The sequence below is a fragment of the Hymenobacter cyanobacteriorum genome (assembly GCF_022631375.1).
In the GTDB taxonomy this organism is placed as follows: Bacteria; Bacteroidota; Bacteroidia; order Cytophagales; family Hymenobacteraceae; genus Hymenobacter; species Hymenobacter cyanobacteriorum.
In genome coordinates this window covers 754,877-773,238 of the sequence record NZ_JALBGC010000003.1, presented here as the reverse complement: position 1 = coordinate 773,238, position 18,362 = coordinate 754,877, and the positions used below count along the sequence as shown (strand labels likewise).

Sequence of the window (18,362 nt, the reverse complement as noted above, 5' to 3'; positions counted from 1 at the left end):
GTTTGCTTGAAAAAGAAGAAGGCCACTCCTAGCACAGGAGTGGCCTTCTTCTTTTTCAGCCTGGCTACGCACAGGCAATGGTGGCGATGCTCACCTCGGCCGCGCCGGCGGCCAGCAGGGCCGCGCCGCAGGCTTCGAGCGTCGCGCCGGTGGTCAGCACATCATCCACTACAAGTACACGGCGGCCAATAACGGCGGCGGGGTCTTCCACTTCAAATACCGTGGCCACGTTTTCCCAGCGCTGGGCGCGGTTTTTCTTGGTTTGGGTTTTGGTGTTGGTGGTGCGGCGCAGGGTGTGGGCCGCGGCGGGCACGTTCATGCCTTCGGCCAGGCCGGTGGCGAAGGCGGCGGCTTGGTTGTAGCCGCGCTTGGCCAGCTTGCGTGGGTGCAGCGGCACCGGAACGATGAGGTCGAAATCGGCGGCCAAGCCAGCGGCGTGCAGCTCGGTGCCGTAGAGCTGGCCGAGGGCGGTACCTACGTCGCGCTGGCCCTGGTATTTAAGCTCGTGGAGCAGGTGCTGCACGCGGCCGTGCCGAATGAAGCGCAGGTAGCTCAGGGCGTGGCGGACGGGCAGCTTGCCCCAGAAGCGGCGGCCCAGCGGGTTCTGGTCGGGCGGCAGGCGGTGGTAGTCGGTGTAAGGCAGCTCGGCGCGGCAGCCGGTACAGAGGTGGTTTTCGCCGGTCACGAGCGGCTCGCGGCAAGCCAGGCACAAGCGCGGATAGATAAGGCCGAGGAAATCCTGCCAGAGCGTGCGGAGCATGGCGGTAGAGTGGGGAAGGGTTTGGGAGTAATTTTGGAAAAGCAATGTAGCCGATTATTTGCTATCGTGCTCAGTCAGAATGGTCCTGCTGAGCTTGTCGAAGCATCTCTACCGCTTCGTTGTTACTGCACTGATTACTGCTGCACGCGAGATGCTTCGACAAGCTCAGCAGGACGTTCTATCTTCTTATCAATCAACATGTCTCAAGTAACCGAATTCAACGAATACCGCCAGCGGATGAATGCCACCATCATGGCGGCCGACAACAAGGTCATCAAGCGGTTTTTCAACCTCGACACCAACACGTACGCAGCCGGCGCGCTCGACGTGAAAACCAAGGAGATGCTGGGCTTGGCCTGCTCCATGGTGCTGCGCTGCGATGACTGCATCAAGTACCACGTGGGCAAATGCTTCGAGGAAAAGCTCACCGACGAGGAGATTTACGAGGTGTTTGCCATTGCCAACATCATTGGCGGCAGCATCGTGATTCCGCACTTCCGCCGCGCGGTGGAGTACTGGGAAATTCTGAAATCGGAAGCGGGAAGCGGGGAGCGGGCCGCCGAGCAAGCCGACCTGGCTGCCCACAAAGCCGAACACGACGGCCAGCCCCACGCATGAGCCAGGACCTGAACCACGCCGCCCCGGCCGAACACCCCGAGGCCGAAGCCGACTTCGACGCCCGCTGGGAAACCCTGATGGTGGAAATGGAGGAGCGTTTCGCCAAGCGCCCCGACCTGAATGCACTGTTGCTACTCATTGGCATTCAGGAGCTGAACCAGGGCATTGCCACCTTTACCAAAGAGCAAAAGCAGGACCTGATGCACATTGCTACCTGCCGCCTTTTCAGCCTGAGCGGGCACTACGAGCAGACGCACGTGGACGCCGACGGCTGGCCGCACTACAAGCTATTGCGCCCCGTGCCCTTCGCCAACCTGAAGGAACAGGAGCGCATGCTGAAATGGCACGTGCTGGAATATTTCGCTACCGATTCCATGGCTTAGCACCGGCGGTAGGCCGAGTGCCTGCAACGCTGCCTACGCCCCTAAACGCCAGGCTACAAAAAGCCGCCCCGCCGATTTTGTGGGGCGGCTTTTTTGTGGCCTTTGAGCGGATAAGCAGGAAATTAAAACCATGTTAATACCTTATTAAAAGCGGGTTAATTCGTATTTAAGCATGTAACAAAGCTGGGAAAACGGGCATTTAGATTCTGAATTTTGCCGTTACAACTGCTATGCAGCGGCCTGTTTAGTTTCTTTTTTACCGTTTATCAATGGCTTCATACGCTAGTACTTTGCCACCGCCCACGCCCTGGCAACGCCTAACGCGGATGCTCGACACCGAGCGCAAAACGATTCGTCACATCATCTGGTACGCCGTGGTGGCGGGCCTCGTCAGCTTGTCGTTGCCGCTGGGCACGCAGGCGGTTTTCAACCTGGTTTCGACCGGGGCCGTGTTCGGCTCTACCTACCTGCTCATTGCCGTGGTAGTGGGCGGCGTGCTGCTGGCCAGCATCTTGCTCATCGGGCAGCTCACCATGGTAGAGGCCATCGAGCAGCGCCTGTTTGCCAAGGCCGCTGTCGAGTTTGCTTACCGCCTGCCGCGCATCAAGCCCGAGGCGTTAGAAGGCCAGAATCCGCAGGAACTGGTGAACCGCTTCTTCGACGTGCTCACGGTGCAGAAGGGCCTCACCAAGCTGCTGATTGACTTGATGTTTGCGGGCATGCAAATTCTGTTTGGCGCGCTGGTGCTGGCGTTCTACCACCCCATTTTCATCGCCCTGGGTTTGTTCACCATCATTGCCCTCGTCTTCATTTATGCGGTGAACTACCAGCGGGCGCTACGCACCAGCATTGCCGAATCGGCCTACAAGTACGAGCTGGTGGACTGGCTGGAACAAGTGGCCGGTCGCCTGCCCGACGTGCGCGCCGACCACGCCCGGGAAGACGAGGCCCTGACCCGCACCGACGAGCTGACCGCCGGCTACCTGCGCGCCCGCAACGCCCATTTCCGGGTGCTGAAGACCTATTACAGCTACGCCACGGCCCTGCGCACGCTGCTCACGGCCAGCCTGCTCATTGCGGGCACGCTGTTCGTGGTGTCGCGCCAGATGACGCTGGGCCAGTTTGTGGCTGCCGAAGTGCTCATCGTGCAAATCAGCGGCTCGATTGAGAAGCTGATGACGGGCGTGAGCACCATTTTCGATATTCTGACCGGGGTGGAAAAAATGGCTGCCGTCACCGACCTGCCCCTCGATTCTCACCACGCCGCCATCAGCCATGCTTAACCTCTCGAACCAACACGTTGCCGAGGAAGTGTGGGAGAAAGTGCCCCGCAAATCGCGCCCCGAACTCCTGCGCATCCAGGGCAGCCGGCGGCTGGGCCGCATCCTGCTGGTGGTTGGTATTCTGTTTCTGATTGCGCTGTTTTTGCCCTGGCGGCAGACCATTGCCGGCGCGGGCACGCTCACGGCCCTCACCCCGCAGGACCGCCCCCAGACCGTGCAGAACCAGATTGCGGGCCGCATCGAGCACTGGAACGTGCGCGAGGGCCAGCTGGTGCGCAAGGGCGACACGCTGCTCACTATCTCCGAAATCAAGGACGAATACTTCGACCCCAACCTGCCCGAGCGCCTGCGCGAGCAGCTGGCCGCCAAAGTAGCCAACGTGGACGCCTACGGCGCCAAAATAGCCGCCACCGACCAGCAAATTGTCGCCCTGCGCACCACCCTGGAAGTGCAGCTCGAATCGGCCCGCAACAAGGTAGAGCAGGCCGCCAACTACCTCAACATCGACCGCGCCGACCTGGTGGCGGCCCAGAACTTCTACGAAACCACCCGCGCCCGGCTGGCCCGCTACGAGGAAGGCTACAAAAACGGCCTGTTCTCGCTGACTGACATTGAAACCCGCCGCCTCAAGCTGCAGGAAGATTTGGCCAAGGTGACTTCGGCCCGCAACAAGGTGGCCAGCAGCCAGCAGGCCCTGGCCAACGCCCGCATCGAGCTCAGCAACCTGCGCGCCAAATACGCCCAGGACCTGGCCAAGGCCAATTCCGACCGCAGCTCGGCCGTGTCGAGTCGCGCCAGTTCGCAGGGCGAAGTGGCCACCACGCGCAACAAAATCAGCAACGTAGAGGTGCGCCGCGGCCTGTACGTGGTGCGCGCCCCCCAGACGGGCTACGTGGTGCGGGCCCTCAAAGCGGGCATCGGCGAAACCATCAAGGAGGGCGAATCCATTGCCACGCTGCAGCCGGAAGCGCCGCTGTTGGCGGCCGAAATCTACGTGCGGGCCATGGACGTGCCGCTCATTCAGCGCGGGCGGCAGGTGCGGCTGCAGTTCGATGGCTGGCCGGCCATCCAGTTTTCGGGCTGGCCCTCGGCGGCGGTGGGCACGTTCGGCGGCTTCGTGTCGGTGATTGATGTGGTGAGCACCGGCAGCGGCAAGTACCGCCTGCTGGTGCGCCCGGCCCAGCCCCAGCCCGGCGACAAGCGCTGGCCCAAGCAGCTCCGCCTGGGCTCGGGCGTGCAGGGCTGGGTTATTCTGGATTCGGTGCCGATATGGTATGAAATCTGGCGGCAGCTCAACGGCTTCCCGCCCACCCTGCAAGCCGAACCGGATGATGCGCCAGTGAAAGGAAAGTAGGGTGGTGACTGACGCCTCTGCTGCCCCCTCTCCGAAGGCAGGAGAACCGGATGCCTAATCAAGACCGGTGCTCCCTATCATTGGGGAGGGCGTCAGGGGGGTAAGGCGCCACCCTCGCGCCGAATGCCCGACTAACGAAAATTGCTATCCATCATAATGTTATCCATCATATCCAACACGTTTTTTCACCTAAAATGCAGTAGTCGTGGGCTGTTGCTGTGGCTGCTGTTTGCGGCTTTGGCCCGCCCGGCCCTGGCCCAGGACCCCAGCCTGCCCACTCGCCGCTCCGGCCTCGAACGGGCGCCGCTCCAAACCACACAGCTCAGCATCATTCGGCCCGGCGACACAGCCAAGGTGTTCTCGCTGCAGAACCTGGCCGATTTGGTGTTTGCCAACCACCCCATTGTGAAGCAGGCCGCATTGCTTTCGGATGAGGCCCGCAGCCAAGTGCTGCAGGCCCGCGGCGGCTTCGACCCCAAGCTGGGCTCCGATTTTTACCGCAAGCAGTTCGGCGGCATCGACTACTACAACAACTGGGGCAACGAGCTAAAAATCCCCCTCTGGCCCGGCGGCATCGACCTGAAAGCCAGCTACGACCGCAATGTGGGCACCTATGTGAACCCCGAAAGCCGCACGCCCGTCAACGGCCTGGCCGGGGTGGGCCTCTCCGTGCCCATTGGGGCGGGGCTGCTGATTGACGCCCGCCGCAGCACCCTGCGCCAGGCCAAAGCCATGCAGAACGCCGCCGAGGCCGACCGCGTGAAGCAAATCAACGAAGTGTGGCTGCAGGCCGTGAAGGACTACTGGACCTGGTATTACTCGGTGCAGCAAGCGGCGCTCATTCAGGAAGGCGTGGCGCTGGCCGACCGCCGTTTCCAGGGCACCGCCCGCCGCGCCCAGATTGGCGACCAGGCCCCCATCGACTCCGTAGAGGCCCAAATCACGGTGCAGGACCGCCAAGTGCAGGCCGCCCAGCTCGACGTGGACCTGCTCAACGCCCGCCTCGTGCTTTCCAACCACCTCTGGACCAAGGACGGCCAGCCCGCCGAGCTGCCCACCTACGCCGTGCCCCAGTCGCCTGCCCTCGACACCATCAGCCGCGCCGAGCTGCAGCGCCTCACCGATTTTGCCGCCGCCCAGCACCCCACGCTCCGCAAGCTGGAAGCCAAAATTAGCCAGCTCGGCATCGAGGAGCGGTACCGCCGCGAGATGCTCAAGCCCAAGGTCAACGTGAGTGGCGTGCTGCTCAGCCAGGGCGATTTTTACCGCTCGGAAATGCCTGCCTACTACAATTTTGGGATGGACAACTACAAAGTAGGCGTCGATTTTTCCTTCCCGCTGTTTCTGCGGGCCGAGCGCGGCAAGCTCCAGTACACCCGCATTCAGGTGAAGGAAACCACGCTGGAGCGCCAGCAGAGCCAGCGCACCATCGTGACGCGGGTCAACTCCGTGTACAACACCCTGCGGGCTTACGAGCAACAGCTCGCCCTGCAGGCCCAAACCATTGCCAACCAGCGCCTCCTGCTGCAAGCCGAGCTGCAAAAATTCGAACTGGGCGAAAGCACTATCTTCCTCATCAACGCCCGCGAAACCAAGCTCATCGACCTGCGCATCAAGCAGGAAAGCCTGCGGGCCAGCTACGAGAAGTCGCGCGCCGAGCTGTACTACTACGCCGGCACGCGGTCGGTAGATGCCACACGCTAAGGGGAGACGTCGAAGAAGAGGCAGAAGTTAAACAACGAAAACGGGTAAGCGAAAACGTCATGCTGAGCGCAGCCGAAGCATGACGTTCTGTTGTTCGTCCGGTTAGTTTTGCAGAATGAAAATCGTTTCCTACAACGTGAACGGCCTGCGCTCGGCCCTGAGCAAGGGCCTGCTGGATTGGGTGGCCGAAGCTGCACCCGACGTGCTGTGCCTGCAGGAAATCAAGGCCAGCCGCGAGGCCATGGACGTATCGGGCTTTGAGAAGCTGGGCTATCAAGCCTATCTGCACCCGGCCCAGAAGCCCGGCTACAGCGGCGTGGCTACCTTCACGAAGATGACGCCCAAAGCCGTTATCCATGGCTGCGGCCAGAGCTGCTACGACGACGAAGGCCGCGTGCTACGGCTCGATTTTGAGGATGTGTCGGTACTGAACACCTACATGCCTTCGGGCACGAGCGGGCCAGAGCGGCAGGCCTTCAAGATTGAGTGGCTGCACTTTTTCCGTGACTATGTGGCGAAGCTGCGGGCCGACGGCAGCACGCCGCCGCTGCTCATCGGCGGCGACTTCAACTGCTGCCAGACGGCCATCGACCTGCACAACCCCAAAGCCAACCAGAACAGCCCCGGCTACACGCCTGAGGAGCGGCAGTGGTTTGCCGATTTCCTGGGCGATGGACTGGTGGATACTTTCCGCCACCACCACGGCGAGGCCACCGGCCACTATTCCTGGTGGAGCTACCGGGCCGGCTCGCGCGGCCGCAACGTGGGCTGGCGCCTCGACCACTGGCTAGCCGACGCAGCGCTGCAACCCCGTCTGACCGGCGCCGGTCTGTTGCCCGACGTGGTGCATTCCGACCACTGCCCGGCCTGGGTGGAAGTAATGTAGCGCGGACTCTGCGAGTCCGCGCATGCTTGATGTCGTTCGAGTGATGCGCGGACCCGCAGAGTCCACGCTACATCGAACCAAGCGCCGCATCCTGATGTATCTTTCCCGACTAAGACTTGATTTATGGCGGTGACGATAGAGCAAGGCGCGACGGCCGCTGAGTACCCCGCATTGGCGCGGGTACGGACGGAGCTGGAAGCCTTCAAGCGCAAATTTTACCTCAACCTGCTGGTGCGGGGCGGCTTGGTGGCTGGCGCCCTGCTGCTGAGCTTTTTCGTGGTGTTCAACGGGCTTGAATACTTCCTGTACCTGCCCACCGTGGTGCGGGCCGGGCTGCTGTTCGGCTTTATCGGCCTCACGATTTACAGCTTTGCGCGCTGGATTTGGACACCGCTGGCGGCCCTCACCAACCTGCGCCGCCTGCTGAGCGACGAGCAGGCCGCCCGTCGGGTAGGGGAGCTGTTCCCCGAAGTGCAGGACCGTCTGCTGAACGCCCTGCAGCTACAGGGCCAGGCCCGCGACAACGCCCTGATTGCCGCCAGCCTGGAGCAGCGCGCCGCCCAGATGGGCGACATTTCCTTTGCCAAAGGCATCGACATTCAGCAGCAGAGCAAGCCGCTGTGGAAGTACGCGGCCATTCCGGCGGCCGTGCTGCTGCTGCTATTGGCCTTTTATCCCAGCTTTCTCGTGCAGGGCACGGAGCGCATCTGGCATTACAAGCGGGCGTATTCGCCGCCGGCGCCTTTTCAGTTTCTGATTAAAAACCCGAAGCTAACCGCTTTCAAAGGCGAGGATTTTACGCTGGACGTAGGCGTGGCGGGCAACGCGCTGCCGGCCGACGTGAGCATTGCCTTCGACGAAGGTGAGCGGAAGCTAAGCAAGGTGGCAGGCCGGGGTGACCAGTTCCGCTACACCTTTGAGCAGCCGCAGGGCGACGTGACGTTTCAGCTGAAAGGGGCGGGGTTTGCTTCGCCCGAATACCAGCTCACGGTGCTGGAACGGCCCAATCTGCGCGATTTCAAAGTCAACATCACCTACCCGCCCTACACCGGTAAGCCGGCCGAAACCATTGAGAACGGTGGCAACATGACGGTGCCCGAGGGCAGTACGGTGCGCTGGGAGTTTGCTACAGCTGCTACAGATGAACTGGCCTTGGTTTTTCAGAACCCCGATGAAACGCTGGCGGCCACCGGCGATGATGGCACCTTCACCGCCGAGCGGCGCATCATGCGCTCGCAACCGTACTTGTTGCGCCTGAAAAACCCAGCCAGCCTCAACCGCGACCCCATTTCTTACCAACTCACGGCGGTGCCCGATTTGCCGCCTGCGCTCACGCTGGAAGCTTTTTCGGATACCGTGACGCGGCGCTTTCTGGCGCTGGGCGGCACCGTGCGCGACGACTACGGCTTGACACGGCTGGAACTGCACTACGCGCTGCGCCGCGCCGGGCAGGGTCCGAATTCGGCTCCCAGCCGCGCGGGCGCTACGCCGCTGGGCTTGCCCCGCGAAAGCGCCGGCACCTACGCCTACACCTGGAACCTGGGCGCGCTGAATATGCAGCCTGGTGACCGCCTCGAATACTTCGTGGAGGCCTGGGACAACGACGGTGTGCACGGCCCCAAGGCCACCCGCACGCGCCCGGTGGAGTTCCGCCTGCCCAGCCGTCGCGAGTTGCGCCAGGAGATGCAGGCCCAGGCACAGTCGGTGGCCAGCCAGATGAGCCAGGCCGCCAAGCAGAGTGAGAAGCTGGAGCGCGAGTTGGCGAAGTCGCAGGACAAGCTGAAGACCAAGCGCGACCTGAGCTTCCAGGACCGCAAGCAGCTGGAAAACATGCTGGACGAGAAAAACCAGCTGAACCAGCAGATGGAGCAGATGCAGAAGATGTTCGAGCAGCTGCAGCAGAAACAGGACCAACTCAGCCCCAAAAGCGAGGAGCTGGCCAAGAAGGCTGAGGAGCTAAAAAAGCTGATGGCCGACCTGCTTGACCCCGAAACCAAGAAGCTCTACGAGAAGCTGCGCAAGCTGCTGGAAGAGCAGAAGATGCCCGACGCCGAGATGCAGAAGCTGCTGCAGCAGCTCGAGAACAAGGAAGATACCCTGCAAAAGGAGCTCGACCGTGCCCTTGAAATGTTTAAGCAGATGCAGCTGGAACAGAAGGCCGAGGAAACCGCCAACAAACTGGAGGAGCTGGCCAAGCAGGAAGATAAGCTGGCCGAAAAAACCGCGCAGAACGACAAGGAAAACCCGGATAATAAGCTCTCTAACCAAGACCAGAAAGCCAAGCAGGAGCAGCTGAAGCAGGAGCAGGCCGAAAACCAGAAGGAATTCGAAGACCTGAAAAAGGAGCTGCAGGACCTGAAGCAGATGGACAAGGAGCTGGGCGACCAGAACGGCATGGACGAGCAGAAGCCCGACCAGGAACAGACCGACCAGGACATGCAGGAAAGCCAGCAGAGCCTGAGCAAAAACCAGAACAAAAAGGCCGCCGGTCAGCAGAAAAGCGCCGCCTCCCGCATGAAGAAAATGGCGCAGAAAATGCGCGACCAGATGAGCGAGGAGGAGAGCGACCAGGCCCAGCAGAACATCGACGACCTGCGCGACATTCTTGATAACCTCCTCACGTTAAGCTTCGACCAGGAGCAGCTGATGAAGGATTTCCGCAAAGTCGACCAGTCCGACCCGCGCTTCGTGCAGCTGGGCCAGACGCAGCGCAAGCTGCGCGACGATGCCAAAATCATTCAGGATTCGCTCTATGCCCTGGCCAAGAAAGAGCCCAAAATTCAGAGCTTCGTGACCCGCGAGGTGGGCGAGATGAACGGCCGCATGGACGAGTCGCTCACCCATATTCAGCAGCGCGACCTGGGCCGCGCCACCGCTACCGAGCAGCAGGCCATGACCAGCATGAATAACCTGGCCCTGATGCTGCAAAGCTCCCTCGACCAGATGCAGCAGGAAGCCCAGTCGGGCAAAGGCCAGCCGCAGGACGGCCAGGGCAAGCCCGGCAAGAAAAAAGGCAAGGGCAAAGGGCAGGGCCAGGGCAGTAAGCCCGGCCCCGGCAACATGGGCAAGATGCAGCAGCAGCTCAACGAGCAGATTCAGCAGCTGTCGAAGTCGGGCAAGTCGGGCCGCGAAATGTCGCAGGAGCTGGCCAAGCTGGCTGGCCAGCAGCAGATGCTGCGCCAGGCCATGCAGCAGCTCGATAAGCTGCAGCAGGGGGGCAAGCCCGGCGGCTCGCAGGGCCAGGGCGGCGGCCAGCCCGGTCAGGGCCAGAGCAAGGATGGGAAAGACGGCAAAGAAGGCGGCCAGAACGGCAAGGATGGCAAAGGCGACCAGGGCGGCGGCGGCACCGGCGACATCAAGAAAATGATGGAGCAAACCGAAACCGACCTCGTGAACAAGCGCCTGACCGAGGAAACGATGATGCGCCAGCAGCAAATCCTCACCCGCCTGTTGGAGGTGGAAAAGTCGGCCCGCGAGCGCGACCAGGACACCAAGCGCGAGGCCCAGGCCGCCCAGAACAAGCCTCCGGTTTTCCCGCCGGCGTTCGATAAATACAAGGCCAGCAAGGAACGCCAGACCGAATTGCTACGTAGTACACCCCCGAACCTGACTCCGTACTACCAACGCGAAGTGGGCGAATATTTCCAGAAAATCAAATAATCCGAACGGCTTTCCATCCAAGCGGGCGGCAGTTTCGTTAACCAATTAGTGTACTGCTAGAACCAGGCATTTGAATGCTGCAGAAATAGTTGTGGCGCTTTGGCGCTAAAAGACTATTTTTGCCGCCCCAAACCGCTGCCGCTCTTCCCATCAAATCACCTTATGAAGCAGGTAAAAATTCAGATTCCGTCGCTCGTTGAGAACATCCGCGTCGTTGAAAGCTTCATCGACAATTCGAAGGATACCTTTCAGATTGAGGACGATATCTACGGCAACATCATGGTGGCCGTGACCGAAGCGGTGAACAACGCCATCCGGCACGGCAACAAGTTCGACAAAGACAAAAACGTCTACCTGTCGCTGTACGTGGAGCCCCAACAGCTTAAATTCGAGATTGAGGACGAAGGCACCGGCTTCAACTACGACAACCTCGACGACCCCACGGCGCCCGAAAACCTGGAGAACCCGGGGGGCCGCGGCATCTTCCTCATCCGCCACCTGGCCGATGAAGTAGAGTTCAGCAAGGAGGGCCGCTGCCTGCTGCTCACCTTCCAGCTCGCGCCCGCGCCCGCCGACGAAGCTTCGACCGCCGACCACATTGCCGCCTAATTCAGCCCCATAGGCTGCCTGATTCCGCATGAACAGCACCCCGCCGATGGGCCCGCCCCACCACGAAAATTTTCCGCCCGGCGAGCTGCACCACGAGGCCCCCGGCATCGAGTTCATGGTGGAGGATGCGCCTGATTTTGAGCTTTCCGACGCCGAAAGCCTGTTGGAATGGATTGAGCGCGTGGCCAAGGTGCACGAGCACCGCATCGTGCAGCTCACGTACATCTTCTGCTCCGACGACTACCTGCACCGGCTCAACATCCAGTACCTCGACCACGACACGCTGACGGACGTCATCACCTTCGATAACTCCGACGACGCCGACATTCTGGAAGGCGATATTTTCATCAGCGTGGAGCGCGTGCGCGACAATGCCCACGACCTCGGCATCCCGTTCCGCGACGAGCTGCACCGCGTCATGATTCACGGCGTGCTGCACCTGCTCGGCTACCACGATAAGGACTTGCTGAGCCAGACGGCCATGCGCGCCAAGGAAGACTACTGCCTGGCGCTGCGCAAGTTCTAGTCCGGCTTTGTCCGAGACAAATAACCAACAAACGTCATGCTGAGCTTGTCGAAGCATCTCTACCGTGTAAGTAATTATTTACTACTGCGGTAGAGATGCTTCGACAAGCTCAGCATGACGTTCTGTTTATTCGCTGCTGCTTCCATCTATGGCCGCCTCTTCTTCTGCCGAGTTCCCCATTATCCGGGGCGATGCGCTGGATTTCTACCTCGCCCAGGGCTACTATCGGATGCAGCAGGACCTGTTCACCTGCCAGTTCGTGCCCTTCGACGGCCGGCTCTACACCGCCCACTGGCTGCGTATCGACCTGCCACACGTGGAGTGGGGGCCGGAGCAGCGCCGCCTGCTGCGCCGCAATGCGCGCTTCAAAGCCACTATCCGGACTTTTCGCCTCACCGAGGAATACGAGGAGTTGTATGCCCGCTACCGCGCTGCCATCACCTTCGATGCCGCGCCGACCATTGAGGCAGTGCTATTGGGCGGCGCCACGCACAACGTGTTCAACACCCAAATCATCGAGTTGCGCGACGAAGGCCGCCTCATTGCCGCTGGCATCCTCGATTATGGCGAACGCACGCTGGCCGGCATTCTCAACTTCTACGACCCAGCTTACCATAAGCACAGCCTCGGCAAGTACTTACTGTTGCTGAAAACCGACTACGCCCGCCGGCTGCACCTCGACTATTACTACCCCGGCTACCTGGTGAATGACTACCCCAAATTCGACTACAAGCTCTTCGCCTGCGCCGCCGCGACGGAAGTGTTCGACAGCATCAGCGGACAGTGGCTGCCGTTTTCGTGGGAAGCCGTGCGGGCCAATTCGGCCGAGCTTTTTGCCGAGTGGCTGCCGGAGGATTTGCAGGGCATGACGACTGGCGAGCCAGAACAATTGTAGAGACGCGACACTTCGCGTCTCGTCGTTGAACGGGCTAGGTTAAATGGTGCTGTCTCGGCGCGGACGATGAGACGCGAAGTGTCGCGTCTCCACAGCAGTCCCGCAACCCTGGCTGCTAACCGTTTCACAGGCAATGGCCGCCGGGGCCGAATTGCGTAATTTTGTAGGAACGCACCACGGTGCGTTCGTCGTTACCCGATTTATTATTATCCGTTTTGCCAGCGCGGCCCCTCCCGCGCCCCCTGGCGTGTTCCTACGATTATGTTTCAAACCACTGAATACGACGTCATTGTAGTAGGTGCGGGCCACGCCGGCTGCGAAGCCGCCGCCGCCGCCGCCAACCTGGGCTCGAAAGTGCTGCTGGTGACGATGAATATGAACACCATCGCCCAGATGTCGTGCAACCCGGCCATGGGCGGCGTGGCCAAGGGCCAGATTGTGCGCGAAATCGACGCGTTGGGCGGCCAGTCGGGCATCATCACCGACCAGACCATGATTCAGTTCCGCATGCTGAACCGTTCGAAAGGCCCCGCTATGTGGAGCCCGCGCGCACAGAGCGACCGCATGCGCTTCGCCGAAGCCTGGCGCCTGACCCTGGAAGGCATCGCCAACGTGGATTTCTGGCAGGAAGCCGTGACCGGCATCGTGGTGGAAAACGACACGGCGGTGGGCGTGAAAACCGCCCTCGGCATTGAGTTTCGGGGTAAGTCAGTAGTGCTGACCAACGGCACCTTCCTGAACGGCCTCATCCACATCGGCGAGAAGAATTTCGGCGGTGGCCGGGCGGCCGAGAAGGGCAGCCGCGGCATCACCGAGCAACTGGTGGAGTTGGGCTTTGAAGCCGGGCGCATGAAAACCGGCACCCCACCCCGCGTGGACGGCCGCAGCCTCGACTACTCCAAAATGGAAGCGCAGGGCGGCGACGAGGTGCCCAGCAAATTCTCCTATCTCGATACGCCGCGCCTGACGCGGCAGCGCCCCTGCTACATCACCTATACCAACGAGCGGGTGCACGACATCCTGCGCGAGGGCTTCGAGAAGTCGCCCATGTTTCAGGGCCGCATCAAGGGCCTGGGGCCGCGCTACTGCCCCAGCGTGGAGGACAAAATCAACCGCTTCGCCGACAAGGACCGCCACCAGATTTTCGTGGAGCCCGAAGGCTGGAGCACCGTGGAATGCTACATCAACGGCTTCAGCAGCTCGCTGCCCGAGGACGTGCAGTACCGCGCCCTGCGCGAAATCGCGGGCTTCGAGAACGCCAAGATGTTCCGTCCCGGCTACGCCATCGAGTACGACTTTTTCCCGCCCACGCAGCTGGCACTCACGCTCGAAACCAAGCTTATTGCGGGGCTGTACTTCGCGGGCCAGATTAATGGCACCACTGGCTACGAGGAAGCCGCCTGCCAGGGCCTGATGGCCGGCATCAACGCGCACAACAAAGTGCACGGCAAGCAGCCGTTCGTTTTGAAAAGGAGCGAGGCTTACATCGGCGTGCTCATCGATGACCTGGTGAACAAAGGCACCGACGAGCCCTACCGCATGTTCACGAGCCGCGCCGAGCACCGCATTCTGCTGCGCCAGGACAACGCGGATTTGCGCCTCACGCCGCTGGGCCACGAGCTGGGCCTGGCTTCGGATGAGCGCCTGGAGCGCGTGCGAATGAAGGAAGCGCAAACGGCCGAAATCGGCACGCTGTTTCAGAAATTCGCCATCGAAACCGCCGAAATCAACCCGCTCATGGTGGAGTTGGGCTCGGCCGAAATCCACGAAAAAACCCGCGCCGTGAACCTGCTGCGCCGCCCCAATGTGGAGTTGGCTGACCTGCGCCGCGCCCTGCCCATGCTGGATGAAGCCCTGGCTGCTTACGACGCCGAGGCGCTGGAGCAGGCCATCATCAACATCAAGTACGAAACCTACCTGCAGAAAGAGCAGCAGCAGGCCGAGCGCATGCAGGAGCTGGAAAACTTCGTGATTCAGGGCCGGCTCGACTACCGCGCCATGCCCGCCCTCTCGCACGAGGCCCGCGAAAAGCTCCTCAAGATTCAGCCCGAAACCATTGGGCAGGCCTCGCGCATCAGCGGCATTTCGCCCGCCGATGTGTCGGTGCTGATGGTGTACCTTGGCCGATAATGTTGAATTTTGAGGGTTGAATGTTGAGTGATTCTCTTGGAAGCTCCAAAGGTCAACTCAACATTCAACCCTCAAAACTTATAATTCCTGCGTGTCCTACGAACGTTTAGATAATTGCCCGGTTTGCGGCAAAACCGAATTCCGCAATAAGCTGGTGGTGGAAGACCGCACGGTGAGCCACGAAAGCTTTGCCATTGTGCAGTGCGCGGGCTGCAGCTTCCAGTTCACCAACCCGCGGCCGAATGAGGCCGAAATCGGCAAGTATTACGAGTCCGACGCCTACGTTTCGCACAACAGCGCCGCGCAGGGATTCGTGAACCAGGCCTACAAAGTCGCCCGGTTTTTCACCATGCGCCGCAAGGTGAGCTTGCTGAACAAGCTGGCCCCGCGCCGGGGAAAATTATTGGATTACGGCTGCGGCACGGGCCATTTCCTGGCCGCCGCCAAAGCCGCGCGCTGGCAGGTAGCCGGCCTCGAGCCCAACGCCCGCGCCCGCGAGGAAGCCAGCCAGCGCCTCGGCCAGCCGATAGGGCAGGAGAGCCTGGCCCAGTTTCAGCCCGGCACCTTCGATGCAATTACGCTTTGGCACGTGCTGGAGCATATTCACACCCTGAACGAAACGCTGGCCCAGCTGGTGGCTTTGCTGAAACCCGACGGCGTGCTGCTCATCGCCGTGCCCAACGTGGAGAGCCTCGACGCCCAGCACTACCGCGAGCTATGGGCGGCCTACGATGTACCGCGCCACCTCTACCACTTCGCGCCCAAAACCATGGCCCAGCTGCTCAAAAAGCACAAGCTGGTCATCCGCCAGACCTTGCCCATGCCGCTCGATGCCTACTATGTGAGCATGCTCAGCGAAAAGCACAAGGCCGAGCGGGCCGGCGGCCTGCTCACGGTGCTGAAGGCCGGCTACAAGTCGAACCAGTACGCTGAGCAGCACGAGGGGCAATATTCGAGCCTGCTCTATGTGGCCGGGCGGCGCACGCCGGCAGGGGCCTGATGCGGCCGGCGGCCCGGTGGCGGCTGATGCTGGCGGTGGGCGTGCTGGCCACCGTGGCCCGCGCCCAAACCGTGCCCGCGCCGCCGCCCGATTCCGTCAAAAAACCAGCGCCGACCTTTGTGGCCGATACCGCCCGGCGCGTTGTGGTCGTTAGCCCTGCCGAGCCGACCAACGAAGTGACGCGCCGCACGGGGCTGCGCATCGGAGCGGCCATTGTTGTTCTTACGCTCACCACGCTGCTGTTGTATAATGTCCGTTCGCGCTGAATTGCTGGCTTTGCTGGCGCTGGTTGCCTTGCTTGAAAGCTGCGCTGCCGTGGCCCCGCCCCTAGGAGGCCCGCGCGACCGCACCCCACCGCGCCGCATCAGCAGCTCGCCCGACAGCGCCGCGCGCAACGTGAAGCAGCAGTTCGTGCGCCTCAACTTCTCGGAGCCCGTCGTCACCAAGGACCTGAACAAAAACCTGCTCATCACGCCCCAGCTGCCCGAAGACAACCCCTACAAGCTGCGCGAAGACCGCAGCGCCATCACCCTGCTGTTCGACAAGCCGCTGGATGCCAACACTACCTACAGCTTCAATTTCCGCGAAGGCATCGTCGACATCACCGAAGGCCTGCCGGCCAAAAATGCGGCCCTCACTTTCAGTACCGGCCCCGAGCTCGATTCGGGCCGTGTGAGCGGTTCGCTCACCGACGTGCTCACGGCCCGGGCCGTGGAAGGAGCCAGCATTGGCCTCTACCGCGTGGCCGATACCGCCGGCGTGCGTAAGGGCCGGCCCTACTACACGGTACTTACGGACAAAGAGGGCAAATTCAGCCTGAATTTCCTCAAGGCCGGCGACTACAAGCTGTATGCGGTAGCCGACAAGAACAACAACGGCCGCTATGACGAGGGCGAGAAAATTGCCTACTTGCCGGCGCCCATCACCATTGCTGGCAGCACCGGCGCGACTGTGCCCCTCGTGCTCACGCAGCCCGACCAGCGCCCGCCGTTGCTCACTACTCGCACGCCCAGCCCCACCCAGGTGCGCTTAAGCTACAGCGAGGGCCTTCGCACCGCCAGCCTGGCGCCGCTGCCGGCCGCTCCCAACGCCGCGGCCGTGGCCGAAGCCACGCAGCTGGTGGAGCGCGGCCGTACTGTGGTAGTGTATAAAACGCCCACCGTAGGCGATGGCCGCTACCTGCTCACGGCCACCGACAGCACCGGCAACAGCAGCCGCGACACGCTGCAATTGAAGTTTCCCGCCCCGCCCACGGCGGCCAAGAAGGCGGCCGTTCCGCCGCTCTATACCGTAGAAGGCAGCCCGCGCACAGTGTTTCCTGAGGGGCAGGTAAAATATCAGTTTGCCGTCCCAGTGCGGGTGGCCACCGATAAGCCCTTCGGCACGCTGGTGGAAGACTCGCTGCGCCGCCGCCCGTTGCGCCTGCCCGCCGATGGCACCCTCAACCCCGACCGCACCCAGCTGGCCGTGCGCTTCAACACCAAGGCTAAAAACCGTTTCGACATCATCCTCGACAGCACCGCCGTCACCACCATCACCGGCCAAAGCCTCCGCCTGAAACCACTACGCCTCGGTTTGAGCGAACAGGACGTATCCACCAGCCTGTCGGGCACCATCAGCACCGCCGAAAAAAGCTTCGAGCTGCAGCTGCTCGACGAGAAATTCCAGGTGATTGCCAGCCTCAAATCGCCCAAGGGCACTTATTCTTTCTCCGACATGCCGCCCGGTACCTACCGCCTGCGCGTGCTCATCGATGCCGACGGCGACGGCCGCTGGCGTGGCGGCGACCCTAACCTGCTGCTGGCTCCCGAGCCCGTATTCCTCGTGCCCAAGTCCGTGCAAATCCGCGCGGGCTTCGATGTGGTCGAAGCCTTGAAATTCTAGCGCCACCCCACGTTTATGGTGGCGCGCCAATCTGTCAGGTTTGGCCACTGGTGGCTTTTTTGGCCTTCCGGCCTTGCTATTCAGATTGGCATTTCGCCCGCGGGACGCACCGGTTAGCAGCGGCCTGCGCTTTTTTCTCCCTCGGTTTCGCTCCTTTCGATGCGCTTGACTCTGCCCGCAGAATCAGTTAAAAACCCTTAGACTGTCCACATTAGTGGATAACTAACCCTTATTTCCAGTTAATGACGCGCGTTTTTTGGCTTAATCCACCGCTTTTCCACGAGGTTTTCCACATCGATTATTGAATGCGGATAAACTCGGGGATAACCTGGGGGAAACACCGACTACTCCCGGGGATAAGTGGGGCAGAAGTTTTTTTGGCTGGAAGGCTGCCGTGGCAGGGCAAATCGGCCGGGGATAACCGGGGATAACTTCCCCCAGCCAAAACGCCTTCCCACACCTCCGTTTTCAGTGGGGAAATACTTTTGGGGAAAGGTGGTGGAGATGTTGAAAATCGCATCAACCAACTGATAAACAGCTAAATATTTTCCACATTGCCGGTGTATAGCCGGTGGAAAAGGCGGCGCTTACCCCCACGTTATCCACGCTGGGGATAACCCGGCCGGCTTTTCCACTTATCAACCGACCTAATGAGTGGAAATAAAAAATC

15 protein-coding genes are annotated in these 18,362 nt (G+C 61.3%); 14 read left to right on the top strand and 1 reads right to left on the bottom strand.

Annotation, left to right across the window (positions count from 1 at the left end; all coding sequences use genetic code 11):
* Positions 1 to 64 precede the first annotated feature (64 nt).
* A complete protein-coding gene (locus MON38_RS12905) occupies positions 65 to 760 on the bottom strand; it encodes a ComF family protein (RefSeq protein WP_241936585.1) in 696 nt (231 codons plus the stop codon).
* 198 nt (positions 761 to 958) lie between these two features.
* Here MON38_RS12905 and MON38_RS12900 point away from each other — a divergent pair, with 198 nt between their 5' ends.
* From MON38_RS12900 to MON38_RS12835, 14 genes are all read left to right on the top strand, one after another.
* A complete protein-coding gene (locus MON38_RS12900) occupies positions 959 to 1,378 on the top strand; it encodes a carboxymuconolactone decarboxylase family protein (RefSeq protein WP_241936584.1) in 420 nt (139 codons plus the stop codon).
* Positions 1,375 to 1,761 carry a hypothetical protein gene (locus MON38_RS12895; protein WP_241936583.1) on the top strand — a complete coding sequence of 129 codons (387 nt, stop codon included), beginning with the start codon at positions 1,375 to 1,377 and terminating at the stop codon, positions 1,759 to 1,761. The genes MON38_RS12900 and MON38_RS12895 overlap by 4 nt, the downstream gene beginning before the upstream one ends.
* Before the next feature lie 269 nt (positions 1,762 to 2,030).
* The gene (locus MON38_RS12890; protein ID WP_241936582.1) at positions 2,031 to 3,044 is read left to right on the top strand and encodes an ABC transporter transmembrane domain-containing protein; all 1,014 of its coding nucleotides are present in this window, start codon (positions 2,031 to 2,033) and stop codon (positions 3,042 to 3,044) included.
* Positions 3,037 to 4,398 (top strand): HlyD family secretion protein, encoded by a 1,362-nt coding sequence (locus MON38_RS12885; RefSeq protein ID WP_241936581.1) that lies wholly within the window; start codon positions 3,037 to 3,039, stop codon positions 4,396 to 4,398. The genes MON38_RS12890 and MON38_RS12885 overlap by 8 nt, the downstream gene beginning before the upstream one ends.
* Before the next feature lie 156 nt (positions 4,399 to 4,554).
* Positions 4,555 to 6,102 carry a TolC family protein gene (locus MON38_RS12880; RefSeq protein ID WP_241936580.1) on the top strand — a complete coding sequence of 516 codons (1,548 nt, stop codon included), beginning with the start codon at positions 4,555 to 4,557 and terminating at the stop codon, positions 6,100 to 6,102.
* Positions 6,103 to 6,217: 115 nt separating this feature from the next.
* Positions 6,218 to 6,988 carry an exodeoxyribonuclease III gene (locus MON38_RS12875; RefSeq protein WP_241936579.1) on the top strand — a complete coding sequence of 257 codons (771 nt, stop codon included), beginning with the start codon at positions 6,218 to 6,220 and terminating at the stop codon, positions 6,986 to 6,988.
* Between the two features lie 123 nt (positions 6,989 to 7,111).
* Positions 7,112 to 10,648, top strand: a complete 3,537-nt coding sequence (locus MON38_RS12870; protein ID WP_241936578.1) for a DUF4175 family protein — start codon at positions 7,112 to 7,114, stop codon at positions 10,646 to 10,648.
* 162 nt (positions 10,649 to 10,810) lie between these two features.
* Positions 10,811 to 11,257 (top strand): ATP-binding protein, encoded by a 447-nt coding sequence (locus tag MON38_RS12865; RefSeq protein ID WP_241936577.1) that lies wholly within the window; start codon positions 10,811 to 10,813, stop codon positions 11,255 to 11,257.
* Between the two features lie 28 nt (positions 11,258 to 11,285).
* Positions 11,286 to 11,783, top strand: coding sequence for an rRNA maturation RNase YbeY (gene ybeY, locus MON38_RS12860; protein WP_241936576.1), 498 nt, complete (start codon positions 11,286 to 11,288; stop codon positions 11,781 to 11,783).
* Between the two features lie 148 nt (positions 11,784 to 11,931).
* Complete coding sequence (locus tag MON38_RS12855; RefSeq protein WP_241936575.1) at positions 11,932 to 12,678, top strand: GNAT family N-acetyltransferase; 747 nt, start codon at positions 11,932 to 11,934, stop codon at positions 12,676 to 12,678.
* 261 nt (positions 12,679 to 12,939) lie between these two features.
* Complete coding sequence (mnmG, locus tag MON38_RS12850; protein ID WP_241936574.1) at positions 12,940 to 14,808, top strand: tRNA uridine-5-carboxymethylaminomethyl(34) synthesis enzyme MnmG; 1,869 nt, start codon at positions 12,940 to 12,942, stop codon at positions 14,806 to 14,808.
* 91 nt (positions 14,809 to 14,899) lie between these two features.
* The gene (locus MON38_RS12845) at positions 14,900 to 15,808 is read left to right on the top strand and encodes a class I SAM-dependent methyltransferase (RefSeq protein WP_241936573.1); all 909 of its coding nucleotides are present in this window, start codon (positions 14,900 to 14,902) and stop codon (positions 15,806 to 15,808) included.
* Positions 15,808 to 16,074 (top strand): hypothetical protein, encoded by a 267-nt coding sequence (locus MON38_RS12840; RefSeq protein WP_241936572.1) that lies wholly within the window; start codon positions 15,808 to 15,810, stop codon positions 16,072 to 16,074. Before MON38_RS12845 ends, MON38_RS12840 begins: the two co-directional genes overlap by 1 nt.
* Entirely contained in the window at positions 16,058 to 17,692 is a 1,635-nt protein-coding gene (locus tag MON38_RS12835) for an Ig-like domain-containing protein (RefSeq protein ID WP_241936571.1), read from the top strand. The genes MON38_RS12840 and MON38_RS12835 overlap by 17 nt, the downstream gene beginning before the upstream one ends.
* The last annotated feature ends 670 nt before the right edge of the window (positions 17,693 to 18,362 follow it).

Bases quoted from the DNA above. Each gene is read 5' to 3' on its own strand.
- MON38_RS12905 (WP_241936585.1), bottom strand. From the start codon at position 760: ATGCTCCGCACGCTCTGGCAGGATTTCCTCGGCCTTATCTATCCGCGC.
- MON38_RS12900 (WP_241936584.1), top strand. From the start codon at position 959: ATGTCTCAAGTAACCGAATTCAACGAATACCGCCAGCGGATGAATGCC.
- MON38_RS12895 (WP_241936583.1), top strand. From the start codon at position 1,375: ATGAGCCAGGACCTGAACCACGCCGCCCCGGCCGAACACCCCGAGGCC.
- MON38_RS12890 (WP_241936582.1), top strand. From the start codon at position 2,031: ATGGCTTCATACGCTAGTACTTTGCCACCGCCCACGCCCTGGCAACGC.
- MON38_RS12885 (WP_241936581.1), top strand. From the start codon at position 3,037: ATGCTTAACCTCTCGAACCAACACGTTGCCGAGGAAGTGTGGGAGAAA.
- MON38_RS12880 (WP_241936580.1), top strand. From the start codon at position 4,555: ATGTTATCCATCATATCCAACACGTTTTTTCACCTAAAATGCAGTAGT.
- MON38_RS12875 (WP_241936579.1), top strand. From the start codon at position 6,218: ATGAAAATCGTTTCCTACAACGTGAACGGCCTGCGCTCGGCCCTGAGC.
- MON38_RS12870 (WP_241936578.1), top strand. From the start codon at position 7,112: ATGGCGGTGACGATAGAGCAAGGCGCGACGGCCGCTGAGTACCCCGCA.
- MON38_RS12865 (WP_241936577.1), top strand. From the start codon at position 10,811: ATGAAGCAGGTAAAAATTCAGATTCCGTCGCTCGTTGAGAACATCCGC.
- ybeY (WP_241936576.1), top strand. From the start codon at position 11,286: ATGAACAGCACCCCGCCGATGGGCCCGCCCCACCACGAAAATTTTCCG.
- MON38_RS12855 (WP_241936575.1), top strand. From the start codon at position 11,932: ATGGCCGCCTCTTCTTCTGCCGAGTTCCCCATTATCCGGGGCGATGCG.
- mnmG (WP_241936574.1), top strand. From the start codon at position 12,940: ATGTTTCAAACCACTGAATACGACGTCATTGTAGTAGGTGCGGGCCAC.
- MON38_RS12840 (WP_241936572.1), top strand. From the start codon at position 15,808: ATGCGGCCGGCGGCCCGGTGGCGGCTGATGCTGGCGGTGGGCGTGCTG.
- MON38_RS12835 (WP_241936571.1), top strand. From the start codon at position 16,058: ATGTCCGTTCGCGCTGAATTGCTGGCTTTGCTGGCGCTGGTTGCCTTG.